The organism is Halomonas sp. 5021 (assembly GCF_036663435.1).
In the GTDB taxonomy this organism is placed as follows: domain Bacteria; phylum Pseudomonadota; class Gammaproteobacteria; order Pseudomonadales; family Halomonadaceae; genus Vreelandella; species Vreelandella janggokensis.
In genome coordinates, this window is sequence record NZ_JAXOVU010000005.1 from 103,286 (window position 1) to 115,918 (window position 12,633).

10 protein-coding genes are annotated in these 12,633 nt (G+C 59.8%); 8 read left to right on the forward strand and 2 right to left on the reverse strand.

Translation table 11 applies throughout. From position 1 onward, the window contains the following. The first annotated feature begins 6 nt into the window (after positions 1-6). On the forward strand, positions 7-1,128 hold the full coding sequence (locus tag R3F64_RS10390; protein WP_442908826.1) for an extracellular catalytic domain type 1 short-chain-length polyhydroxyalkanoate depolymerase: 1,122 nt from the start codon (positions 7-9) through the stop codon (positions 1,126-1,128). Between the two features lie 97 nt (positions 1,129-1,225). Here the strand turns inward: R3F64_RS10390 and R3F64_RS10395 are convergent, their stop codons facing one another. Further along, entirely contained in the window at positions 1,226-3,166 is a 1,941-nt protein-coding gene (locus tag R3F64_RS10395; protein WP_085917375.1) for an exoribonuclease II, read from the reverse strand. A 161-nt stretch (positions 3,167-3,327) separates the two neighbouring features. Between R3F64_RS10395 and R3F64_RS10400 the strand changes: the two genes are divergently transcribed. From R3F64_RS10400 to R3F64_RS10430, 7 genes are all read left to right on the forward strand, one after another. Continuing rightward, a complete protein-coding gene (locus R3F64_RS10400) occupies positions 3,328-4,125 on the forward strand; it encodes a Cof-type HAD-IIB family hydrolase (RefSeq protein ID WP_309782689.1) in 798 nt (265 codons plus the stop codon). 112 nt (positions 4,126-4,237) lie between these two features. Beyond that, positions 4,238-4,975: a response regulator gene (locus R3F64_RS10405; RefSeq protein ID WP_085917517.1), complete on the forward strand. Its 738-nt coding sequence runs from the start codon at positions 4,238-4,240 to the stop codon at positions 4,973-4,975. 80 nt (positions 4,976-5,055) lie between these two features. Further along, a complete protein-coding gene (locus R3F64_RS10410) occupies positions 5,056-6,459 on the forward strand; it encodes an ATP-binding protein (RefSeq protein WP_085917518.1) in 1,404 nt (467 codons plus the stop codon). Positions 6,460-6,565: 106 nt separating this feature from the next. Then, entirely contained in the window at positions 6,566-7,846 is a 1,281-nt protein-coding gene (locus R3F64_RS10415; protein WP_199285029.1) for an ABC transporter substrate-binding protein, read from the forward strand. A gap of 81 nt (positions 7,847-7,927) precedes the next feature. Beyond that, positions 7,928-8,854 (forward strand): carbohydrate ABC transporter permease, encoded by a 927-nt coding sequence (locus R3F64_RS10420; protein ID WP_332611315.1) that lies wholly within the window; start codon positions 7,928-7,930, stop codon positions 8,852-8,854. Continuing rightward, positions 8,847-9,725 (forward strand): carbohydrate ABC transporter permease, encoded by an 879-nt coding sequence (locus tag R3F64_RS10425; protein ID WP_066322350.1) that lies wholly within the window; start codon positions 8,847-8,849, stop codon positions 9,723-9,725. Before R3F64_RS10420 ends, R3F64_RS10425 begins: the two co-directional genes overlap by 8 nt. Before the next feature lie 20 nt (positions 9,726-9,745). Next, positions 9,746-10,867, forward strand: a complete 1,122-nt coding sequence (locus R3F64_RS10430) for an ABC transporter ATP-binding protein (protein ID WP_332611320.1) — start codon at positions 9,746-9,748, stop codon at positions 10,865-10,867. A gap of 67 nt (positions 10,868-10,934) precedes the next feature. Here R3F64_RS10430 and R3F64_RS10435 read toward each other — a convergent pair whose 3' ends face one another. Beyond that, positions 10,935-12,575, reverse strand: a complete 1,641-nt coding sequence (locus R3F64_RS10435; protein ID WP_332611322.1) for a BCCT family transporter — start codon at positions 12,573-12,575, stop codon at positions 10,935-10,937. Between the last annotated feature and the right edge of the window lie 58 nt (positions 12,576-12,633).

Sequence of the window (12,633 nt, forward strand, 5' to 3'; positions counted from 1 at the left end):
ATGACCATGATCAGCGCCAGCATCACCCAGCGAATGGAAGAAGCAACCCGACTCACGCGCGCGGGCAAGCTCCACGACGCCATGGCCCTCCTGAAGGGCATCATGCCAGAAACACCAGCCGAGCAAACGCCGACACCAACATCCCGTGGAGGACACACCTTCGAGGGCACCTGGGAGGTCGTCGATGACCCGGCAGCGCCGACGTCACCGTCTGGCAATGCACGGCGAGCGCATGCTGGCGCGTTCACCACCGGCAGCTTTAGCTGCCGAGCGGGCGCACGTGATTACAAGCTTTTTATCCCCAGCGGCTATCACGGGCAGGCGCTTCCGCTGGTGGTGATGCTGCACGGCTGCACCCAGAATCCCGATGACTTTGCGGCGGGAACCGACATGAACCGGCTGGCCGAAGCGCAGCAATGTTGCGTGCTTTATCCAGCCCAGCCGACGACCGCTAATACGTCAAAGTGCTGGAACTGGTTCAAGGCCGAAGACCAGCAGCGCGAGGGCGGCGAGCCCGCCATCCTCGCAGGCATGACCCGCCAGGTTATCCACCAGCACGGGCTCGATGCCGGGCGCGTCTACGTCGCCGGGCTTTCCGCCGGTGCTGCCATGGCCACGACTCTGGCGATGACCTACCCGGACCTGTTTGCGGCGGTGGGCGTGCACTCCGGCCTGCCCCACGGCGTGGCGAAGAGCCTACCCGATGCGTTGGGTGCAATGCAGGGCGGCACCGGGCCTCTGAGCGGTGCTGCGCAAAGCGCCACGTGGGCATCAAAGGTGCCGGCGATCATCTTCCATGGTGACCGCGACACCACCGTTCACCCGAGCAATGCCGACCGCGTTGCCGCCCAGTACGCCTCCCATCCTTGGGGTGGAAAGGGCGGGCCTCACGGAGCTGGCGGCCAAACTACCGTCGAACAGGGCCGCGTGGCCAACGGGCATGCCTACACGCGTACGGTTCATCGCGATGCCAGCGGCAAGCCAAGCATGGAGCAGTGGCAGGTACACGGAGCGGGCCACGCCTGGTCAGGCGGCAGCGTGAAGGGCAGCTACACAGACCCCAAAGGCCCTGATGCGACAAGCGAAATGCTGCGTTTCTTCTTTCAGCACCAGTTGGCCCAGACTTAGCCACTTGATAGAAGGTCAATAGACAATCGTTACGACAGACACAACAACGGCGCCCTAGGGCGCCGTTGTTGTGTATCGCGTAGGTTGACTGGCTGGCTTAAGCGGCGGGTTTTGCCACCAGCGAGCGGGTTTCTTCACGGGCTTCGGTGAGCACGACGCGAAGACTGTCGCCGAGCTTGTAGCGCTCTTCACCTTCGATCTGGATGCGGCCCTCTTTATCGTCGATGACCACCTTGCTGCGGTCGCTGTGCATCAAGGGGGCGGGGATAAAGGCGGTGGCGCCGTTTTCGACCAGGCGAACGCGCATGCCGCCACGGTTGATTGCCATGATCTCGGCGTCAAAGGTGTCCTGGTTTTGCGCGGCCGGTGTCAGGTAGCGCACATAGAGCCAGTCTTTGACGTCGCGCTCGGCCATGCGATTCAGACGGCGGCGCTCGGTCAACTGCTCGGTGAGCTGCTGACTGGCTTCGGCCGGAGCCTGTTCACCCTTCAGCACGCGCTTGATCAAGCGATGGTTGACCATATCGCCGTACTTACGAATCGGCGAGGTCCAGGTGGCGTAGGCGGCAAGGCCCAAGCCAAAGTGCGGGCCGGGTTGGGCCGACATGCTGGTAAAGCCCTGGAAGCGGCGCAGGCGGGCATCCAGCCAGGCGTCGTCGCGGCTTTCCAGCGCGCGCTTGAGGTCTTTGTAGTGGGCAAGCTCGGTTAACGCCTGCTGATCCACCTCAATTTCCTGACCCGCCAGGAACTCCTGCGCGGCTTCGGCTTTCTCGGGCTCAAAGGCGCGGTGCACATTGAAGATACCGTGACCGATGTGCTGGGCGAGGAAATCGGCGCAACAGGCGTTGGCGGCAATCATCGACTCTTCGATCATGCGGTTGGCAATCCGCCGATCCTCGGTGCGAATCCCCAGAACATTCCCCGCATCGTCCAGGTCAAAGACATAGTCGGGACGATCCTTGAAGACCAGGGCATGCTCGTTACGCCAGGCGGTACGCGCTTCGGTTAAATCGCGCAGCGCGGTCAGCTGTTCGGCAATGTTATCCGCTGGTGCCCAGTCACCCTGGCCGTCGATCCAGTCAGACACATGGTCGTAAGCCAGTTTGGCGTGGGATTTAACAGTGGCGGCAAAAAAGCGGTAATTGCCCAGGCTACCGTCGGCATTGATATCCAGCGTGCAGGCCAGTGCCGGGCGTTCTTGGTCCTCCCACAGCGAGCACAGCTCATCCGACAACTTCTCTGGCAGCATGGTGACGTTCTGGCCGGGCAAATACACCGTAAAGGCGCGGGTGCGCGCTTCGAGATCGGCGGCGTGGCCTTCTTCCACATAGGCGGTAGGGTCGGCGATGGCGACGCTCATCTGCCAGCCGCCTTCGGCGCGCGGCGTGACGTGCAGCGCGTCATCCATATCGCGGGTTTTTTCACCGTCGATGGTAAAGAAGGGCTGTGCCGTCAGGTCTTCACGGGCGAGGCCTTCATCGTGCAGTGGCCAGTCGTCGCCCGCATTGGGAGATGCCTGTTCAAGGGCATGACGGGCAAGCGTGACGCGCCATGGCACGGCGGGGTCGTCGGATTTGGCTACCAGCTCGTCAATCTGGCTGAAAAAACCGCGATCATTTTCTTTCAGCGGGTGACGCACCAGGCGGGCGACGACCCAATCACCATCCGCAATGGTCGACTCATCCAGGCTGTTCTTGATGCGCGCTTTAAGCACGTTACGGATCGAGGGATGATCCGGCACGACGGCAAGGCGGTCTTCGCGCTTTTGCACACGAGCAACAAAACGGTCGAGCCCCGCTTCAATCAGCTTCTCGGGCTCAAGGGATTTTTTATCGCCGTTTTCATGGATGACGCCCTCGACACGGTCGCCGTGCAGCACCTGTTTCATGGCGGGGGGCGGCACGAAATAGGATTCACCGTCGTCGGTTTCAAGAAACCCGAAGCCTTTCTCGGTAGCTTTGATCACCCCTTCGGCACGTGGGGTGGTATCGCGAATCTGTTGCTTGAGCGAGGCAAGCACGGAATTGTTTTGCAGCATGAGGTCAATCAGTTGGCGAAGGATAGGGTGCCACTATACGGATTACCGCGGGCCGCGCCAATTGTCGTTGCCGTTGGTCGATTTGGAAGACGACAAGTCAACTACTTACATGCAGTTTGCCGAATCGGGTAAGCTATTGGTTCATCACTCGGGAGCGCGCTATGACACCACGGCTAATTGTTTCGGATCTGGATGGAACCCTGCTGGGGAGTGATCATCGGCTGCACGATGAGACGGTTGACGTACTTCGCCAGTTGCATGGTCAGGGGCATCACGTCGCGCTGGCGTCGGGCCGTCATTATCACGATATGCGGGTGTTCCGTGATCAACTGGCGATTCCGGCGCACTTGATCAGTACCAACGGCGCTTATGTGCACGACCCGCAGGATACCTTGCTCGCCGCCAACCATGTTGCCCCGGAACACGCACAGACACTGATCGATCTTCCGCGCCCGCCCCAAGTACGGCTTAATCTTTACCGTGAAAGCGGCTGGCATATCGATGCTGAGGCCCCGCACTTACTGTCACTTCATGCGTCTACCGGCTTTCGTTATGACGTCGTACCGCCCGCGCAGATGGACACGAACGGTGTCGGCAAAGTGCTTTATCTGGGCGACCCAGCCGCGTTGAAACGGCTGGAGGCCCAGGCGCAGGAAGCTCATGGTGACGCGCTGCATATTACCTACTCGACAGTCGATTCGCTGGAAATCATGGCCCGCGGCGTCAACAAAGGGGTCGCGCTATCATCACTGCTGGAACGGTTGGGGTTAACGGTCGCCGACTGCCTCGCCTTTGGCGATAACCTCAACGATACCGAAATGCTGGATCTGGCGGGTGAAGCCCAGGTGATGGCCAACGCCCATCCGGCGTTGTTTGATCGCGTCACCGGCGCTAAACGTATTGGTCATCATGGTGAGGCGGCGGTTGCCCAGTGGTTACGCGAGCGCTTTGCGCTGTAACAGGCTACCACCTTAGTCGAGGCAGCCTTGTCACCTGCGCTTGGCTCGCCCATGATCATCTTCCCTTATAATAATGGCGTGGGATCAGCCTGCCTCGATGACAACCGCTACCATGACATCGTCCACCCCGACCAAGCCCGCCACGCTGTTCGTGGTCGACGACGACCCGGAAATATGTGAACTGCTGGCAGATTATCTGGGTCGTCATGGCTATCATGTGCTTACCGCCCAGGATGCCGATGCGTTGAGAACCCTTATGCAACAGACGTCGGCAGATCTACTGATCGTCGATCTGATGCTGCCGGGGGACGATGGCTTTTCGATCTGCCGTGAAGTGCGACGCCAAAGCGACGTGCCGATTATCATGCTCACCGCCAGTGCCGATGAAACCGACCGCATTCTGGGCCTGGAGTTGGGCGCCGATGACTATCTTGGCAAGCCGTTCAACCCGCGCGAACTGCTGGCGCGCATCAAGGCGGTCATGCGTAGAACCCGACCCGCTCAACTCGCATCCAGCGCTGATCAGGCGCGCTGCGTGAGCTTCGGCGGCTGGCAGCTGGATCGGATGACCCGGGAACTGATCGACCAGCAGGGCGAACGTACAGCGTTGTCCGGGGCCGATTTTCAACTGCTTCAGGTCTTCCTGGAGCGCCCCGCCACGGTACTGTCCCGCGACGATCTCTATGCGCTCACCCGTGGCCGCGACGCCCCGCCGCTGGACCGCTCGATCGATGTACACGTCTGCCGACTTCGCCAGCGACTGGGAGAAGACGCCCAGCATTCGCAACTGATCCGCACCGTCCGGGGAGCGGGTTACATATTAACCGCCCGTGTTGACGCGCTGACGTGACCCCTTTGCGCTGGCTAGCCCTCAAGCGGCGTGTCGCGCGCTGGTTGCCGACCACGTTACGCGGTCGCTTCGTGATTATCATGCTGGCCGGGGTGTTGGTCGCTCAGGTGGCAAGCTATGCGATCTGGACTTCTCAAGTGCGTTCAAGTCAGTTGCGACAGCTGGATGAGCTGTCGACCAATATGGCGTTCAGTATCGCATCCACGATGCAGTATTTTCGTTCATTGCCCTATGAGTATCGACACATCGTGCTCGACCAGTTGCGCAACATGGGCGGCACGCGATTTTTTGTCAGCATCAACGAGCGGCGCTTGACCATCGAGGATATTGGCTCGGGCCCGGAGAAGCGAGTGGTGGTGGATAACGTGCGCAATATTCTCACCGAGCAGCTCAATATCGACGATGTGGTGGTGGAGTTCTCCCGGCCCGAGACGCTTCGCGTCTTGAATAACGAAGTGTTACTCAAGGACTTGCCGCCGCGATGGGGCCAGCATAGCCTGCTGATGGAGCCACTTTCGCCCCCGATTCTGGTGGTCCAACTGGAGTTGGCTCCGGACACCTGGCTTTACGTGGCCACGCTGCTGGGGGTGCCGGATATTTTCACCGGCTATCGCTGGCTTTCCGAAGAGCGCGTACTGGTCGGGCTACTGGTGCTGCTCAGCGTGATAGCCCTGTCATTGATGGGGATTCGTAGTGCGACCCGCCCTCTGGCTCGGCTCTCCAGAGCGGCACTGCAGCTTGGCGACGACCTGGATATGCCGCCGCTCAAGGAGAGTGGGCCCAAAGAGGTCGCCGCCACCGCGGTGGCATTCAACCGGATGCAACAGCGTATTCGGGAGCAGATCGAGGAACGCGAACGGTTGTTTTCGGCGATCTCTCATGATCTGAAAACGCCGCTGACGCGCCTGCGTCTGCGCGCCGAAATGCTGGAGGATGAGGTTCAGCGGGAGCGCTTTTGTGCGGCCCTGGACGAGCTCGATAGCCTGGTCAAGGGCGCACTGGCGTCGGTAAAAGGCCTGGATCTGCACGAAACGCCAGAGCCGGTGGACCTTGCGTCACTCATAGACGACATCGCCGGGGAACTTCGACTTCAGGGCGGCTACGTAACGGTCCAGGGCAAGGCCGCACCACTCATGGTCAAGCCGATGGCCTTCAAGCGCTGTCTGGCGAATCTGCTGGAAAATGCCGTCTTCTATGGTCACCACGCGGATGTATCGCTGGCGGACCAGGCGGGCGTCGTGACGATCCAGATTCGCGACCACGGCCCTGGTATTCCGGACGACCAGTTTTCCCGTGTGTTCTCGCCGTTTGTTCGCCTGGAGCCGTCGCGTAGCCGCCACACCGGGGGCAGTGGGCTCGGCCTGGGTATTGCCCGCCACATCGCCCGTGCCCACGGCGGCGATATCCAACTGGCGAATCATCCAGAGGGCGGTCTGTGCGTCACCCTGACCGTGCCGCACCATGAAACTATTACGGATTTGTAATAAACCTTAAACACTATGCAGGACTCGGTAACGCCCATGGGAGCGTATATACAGTACGCTGTTGGATGTCATTGACGATACACAACAACAACAGCAGGAGTTACCCATGCCCATGTTGAAGAAAACCGCGTTGAACAAAACTTCCCTTGTCCTTGCCACGACGCTCGCTGGCCTCTCCATGACCGGCCAGGCTCAGGCCAATGAGGTAGAAGTACTGCACTGGTGGACCTCCGGTGGTGAAGCGCGGGCGGCTAACGTGCTCAAAGATCTGATGGAGGCTGAAGGTTACGGATGGAAAGATTTTGCCGTTGCCGGTGGTGGGGGTGAAACGGCCATGACGGTGCTCAAGTCGCGTGCCATGTCGGGCAACCCGCCCTCGGCGGCACAGATCAAGGGACCCGAGATTCAAGAGTGGGGCGAGCTTGGCTTGCTCGGCAGCCTGAATGATGTCGCTGAGGCGGAAGATTGGGATGCGTTATTGCCCGATGTTGTTGCCGACATCATGCAGTACGACGGCGAGTACGTGGCAGTGCCGGCCAACGTTCACCGGGTCAACTGGCTATGGGCCAACCCGGAGGTACTGGATGACGCTGGCGTTGAAATGCCCACTACCCTTGATGAGCTGTTTGACGCAGGCGAGGCCATTCGCGATGCGGGCTATATTCCGCTAGCGCATGGTGGTCAGGCGTGGCAGGACGCCACCATCTTTGAAAGCGTTGTGATCGGCAGTCAGGGGGGCGAATTTTATCAGCGCGCGTTAGTCGATCTTGACCCCGAGGCCCTGGGCGGCGATCAGATGGTTGATGCACTGGAGGACTTCAAGCGGTTGCGCACACTGATGGATGACGGCATGTCCGGGCGCGACTGGAATATCGCCACCGGGATGGTGATCGACGGTGAGGCCGCCATGCAGATGATGGGCGACTGGGCCAAAGGCGAGTTTACTGCCCGAGGTCTGACAGCAGGGGAGGACTACCTGTGCGCCCCGGCACCGGGAACCGAGGATGTCTTTGCTTTCAATATCGACAGCCTGGCCATGTTCCGGGTCAGCGATGACGACGAGCGGGAAGCCCAGCAGGCGCTGGCCCGTCTGGTACTCGAGCCCACCTTCCAGGAAGCCTTCAATCTGGCCAAGGGCTCGATTCCCGCACGGCCCGATCTGGACATGAGCGAGTTTGACAGCTGTGCACAGCAGTCGCTCAGCGATTTCCAGCGCACCGCTGAAGAGGGCGGGCTGGTGCCGAGCATGGCGCACGGTATGGCCGTACGTGCTGATATCCAGGGGGCTATCTTCGACGTGGTGACCAACTACTTCAACGACGACGACATGCAAGCCGAAGAAGCCGCGGAGCGGCTGGTCAACGCGGCTGAAGCAGCCTCGTTCTAACGTTCATTCGCAACCTGTATAGGCGCTGACCGGCACCGCCGTGCTGGCGGCGCCATCGCTTCTTGGCGAGGACGTTTCCCCATGAAAAACACTTCTACGGCGCGTGTCGGGCATCCTGCTCCGCGTGCCTCGACCTCGAGTGGGTTGCAGGCGTGGTTACCACGCCTGGTGCTTGCCCCCTCGGTGGCCATTTCGCTGTTCTTTGTTTACGGCTTCATGCTGTGGACCTTTATTCTGTCGCTGACCAGCTCACGCATGCTGCCCAGCTACGACTTTGTCGGCTTTGGTCAGTATGCGCGCTTGATGCAAAACGATCGCTGGTGGGTGGCATCCACCAACCTGATGATTTTCGGCTCGCTGTTCGTGGTGATTTGCCTGGTGATTGGCGTACTGCTGGCGATGCTGCTCGACCAGAAAATCCGCCAGGAAGGCGCATTGCGCACGATTTACCTCTACCCCATGGCGCTATCTTTTATCGTCACCGGGGTCGTCTGGAAGTGGTTGCTGAACCCCAGTCTGGGGATTCAGGCCATGGTCCGCAGTTGGGGCTTCGAGTCATTCCGCTTTGACTGGCTGGTCGATTCGGACATGGTGATTTACACCCTGGTGATTGCCGCCGTATGGCAGGCGTCAGGGTTTGTCATGGCGCTGTTTCTGGCCGGATTGAGGGGCATTGACGACAGCATCATCAAGGCCGCCCAGTTGGATGGTGCCAGCCTGCCGCGTGTTTACTGGCGGGTGGTAATGCCCTGCCTGCGCCCCGTGGTGTTCAGCGCGGTGATGATCCTGGCGCACATTGCCATCAAGAGTTTCGACCTGGTGGTTGCCTTGACAGGCGGTGGACCCGGTTATGCATCCGACCTGCCCGCCACCTTCATGTACGCCCATGCGTTTAACCGCGCGCAGATTGGCCTGGGCTCGGCGAGCGCCATTCTAATGCTGGGCGGTGTGCTGGCCATTCTGATTCCGTATCTGTATTCCGAATTGAGGAGCCGTCGGCATGGCTAATGTGATTCGTCGTCAAACGCTAGCCGCGCGCGTCAGTCGACTGGCGGTATACAGCGTGCTGATCCTCGCGGCCCTGTTCTATCTCCTGCCGCTGGCGGTGATGTTGATGACCTCGGTGAAACCGCTCAGTGAAATCAGTGCCGGCACGCTGCTGACGCTGCCGCAAAACCCGACGCTGGCGCCATGGACCAAAGCCTGGGGCGAGGCCTGTACCGGCATGCGCTGTGATGGGGTTGGCGGCTACTTCTGGAATTCCTTCGCGATTGTGATTCCCGCCGTGCTGATCTCCACAACGATTGGTGCGCTGAACGGCTACGCGCTGACCAAATGGCGCTTCAAAGGCTCGGAACTGGTTTTTGCGCTGATGCTGTTTGGCTGTTTCATTCCGTTTCAGGTGGTGTTGCTGCCCATGGCGCAAACCCTGGGGTGGCTGGGTATTTCAAGCTCCCGTGCGGGGTTGGTTCTGGTGCACGTGGTGTTCGGGATTGCCTTTACGACGCTGTTTTTCCGCAACTTTTATGTCGGCATTCCCAATGAACTGGTATCAGCGGCAAAGCTGGATGGCGCGGGGTTCTTCCGTATTTTCTGGCGTATCCTTCTGCCCGTCTCGACACCGATCATCGTGGTATCGGTGATCTGGCAGTTTACCCAGATATGGAACGACTTTCTGTTCGGGGTGGCGTTCTCGGCCCACAACACCCAGCCCGTCACCGTGGCGCTCAATAACCTGGTCAATACCTCCACCGGCGTGCGCGAATACAACGTGGATATGGCAGCCGCGATGATCGCTGCGCTGCCCACCTTGGTGGTCTACGTGCTGGCAGGAAAATACTTCGTGCGTGGGCTGACGGCGGGCTCGGTTAAAGGCTAATAACAAATAGGATTTTCATTATGGCAGCGTTAGAAATCCACAATGTGCGCAAAGAGTTTGGCGCCGAGCGGGTCCTTAAAGATGTCAGCATCTCGATTGATTCCGGCGAGTTTCTGATATTGGTGGGCCCGTCTGGCTGCGGCAAGTCGACGTTAATGAACACCATTGCCGGGCTTGAACCGGTTACCAGCGGCAATATTTATATCGATGGTGAAGACGTCACCTGGCGCCCCCCGGCTGATCGGGATATTGCCATGGTGTTCCAGTCCTACGCCCTCTACCCGAGCATGACGGTGCGTCAGAACATCAGCTTCGGGCTTGAAATGCGCAAGGTGCCAAAGCCAGAGCGTGAGGCTGCGGTCGAGCGCGTCGCCGACCTGCTGCAGATCACTCCGTTGCTTGAGCGCAAGCCTTCGCAACTGTCAGGCGGGCAACGCCAGCGGGTGGCCATGGGGCGTGCGCTGGCGCGGGAGCCCAAGGTCTATCTGTTTGATGAGCCGCTATCCAATCTGGACGCCAAGCTGCGGGTGGATATGCGCACCGAGATCAAAAAGCTTCACCAGCGTCTGGGCACAACGATTGTTTACGTGACCCACGATCAGGTTGAGGCAATGACGCTGGCAGACTGCATTGCGGTCATGCGTGACGGACATATTTTGCAGCTAGGCAGCCCAGACGAGGTGTATAACAATCCGGTGGATATGTTCGTGGCCGGTTTTATGGGGTCGCCATCGATGAACTTTATCAGCGCGATGCTTGAGCGTGATGGTGACGGCTATGCGGTACGTATCGCCACGCCGGATGAGGAGGACCTGTGCCTGCCCTGGCCAGCGGCACGGGTTACCGACGCCATGACCGAGCAGCTGGGCAAGCAGGTGACTCTGGGCCTGCGCCCCGAGCATTTCAGCGAGGAGGATGAGCGCTTGAGCGCCCAGGCGGAAGGGACGCTGATGCATGCCAGCGTCACCGTCGTTGAGCCGACCGGCGCCGATATGCTGCTGCGCCTGCCACTGGGTGAGCAGGAGGTCACCGCGCGGGTAGGGCCCAAATGTGCCGTTGCCCCCGGCGAACGCCTGGCGCTGCGGGTTGATATGGCCCGGGCGATTCTGTTCAACGCCGAGACCGAGAAGCGACTCGCGTAAGCGCTCAAACCTGCGGACAAAAAAAGCCCTGCCAGATCAGCAGGGCTTTTTTGTCACCGTTTTCCTTTCAACTGCGTAAGTGCCGCAATTCGCCATTGAGCGCCTTGATGATCGAGTAGCACATCAACAGGAGTACAATGGAGAACGGAATCGCGGTGGCGGTGACGCCCGCCTGAAGCGCTGACAGCCCACCGCCGATGAGCAGCACGATCGCGATGAGCCCTTCCACGATGGCCCAGAACATCCGCTGCGGCCGTGGCGCATCGATCTTGCCGCCAGCGGTGATGGTATCGATCACCAGAGAACCGGAGTCCGAGGAGGTGACAAAGAAGATCAGCGCCAGAACGATGCCCAGGGTCGACATCAGGCCCGTCAGTGGCAGTTCGTTGAGCATGCCGAACAGCGAAAGCTCGGGTCTGTAGCTGTCGATCACATACTCCTTGACCAGGCTGGCGGCAGGGTTGGCGTAGAGCTGATCGAGCGCGGTCGAGCCGAAGACACCCATCCAGATAAAGATGAACAGGCTGGGTACCAGCAGCACACAAAGCACGAACTCACGCACCGTACGGCCCCGCGATACCCGCGCGATGAACATACCGACGAAAGGTGCCCAACTGATCCACCACGCCCAGTAGAAGATGGTCCAGGACTGGCGATAGGCATCGTCGTCACGGCCGAAAGGCGCTGATAATGGCAGAAAGTCAGTGACATAGGTGGCAAGCCCTGACCAGAACCCGCTGAGCGCGACCAGGGTGGGACCGGCGAACAGCACGAAAAAGAAGAACAGGACGGCCAGGATCATGTTGATCTCGGAGAGCTTCTTCAAGCCGCCCTCTAGCCCGCGCCAGACCGATACCAGCGCCACTGCGGTGACCAGAATGATGACGATGACCTGGGTGAAGGTACTCACCTCCAGGCCGAAGACGAAGTTCATCCCCGCATTGGCCTGCTGAGCCCCAAGCCCGAGCGAGGTCGCCAGCCCAAAGAGGGTGGAAAACACTGCCAGAATATCGATGACATGCCCCCACCAGCCCCAGACGCGCTCGCCGAGAATCGGAAAGAACGCCGAGCGGATAGAGAAGGGTAGGCCCTTGTTGTAGGTAAAGATGCCCAGTGCCAGTGCCATCACCACATACACTGCCCAGCCGTGGATGCCCCAATGCAGGTAGGTGCCAGCAAGGCCCAGGGCGCTGGCGTCGGCAATTGCGTCAGGGTTCAACTCCCCGTCGCTCCCGAACGGCGAGGTAACCCCCAAAGGCAGGGAGACGTTGGCATGATAAACCGGCTCCAGCACCCCGAAGAACAGCAGGCCGATGCCGATCCCGGCGGTGAACAGCATCGCAAACCAGGAGAGGTAGCTGTGCTCTGGACGGGCATCAGGGCCGCCCAGCCTGACCGATCCGTGGGGCAGGACGACCAGCGCCAGGGAAAACAGAATAAAGAAGTCCACTATGATCATGAAGTACCAGTCCAGTGTCCCCGTGGAGAAGGCGACGATGGCCTGGAAGGTGTTGCTTGCCCGATCGGGGAACAACAGGGTGAGGAGAATGAAAATAATTGACGCAACTGCTGATACAGCAAAGACCCGGTTGTGAATATCAAAACCAAAGGGGCCGAGTTTTCCTGAGATATTGTCTTGGCCAACGACATAGTCAGTCTGCATGTCGTCTGCCATGGGTGGGGATTCAGAATCGCTTGAATCATTCATGCAAGATTTCTCCTCATTCGAGAATGGTGAGACAAGCGACTATCATGGCGACAATCAG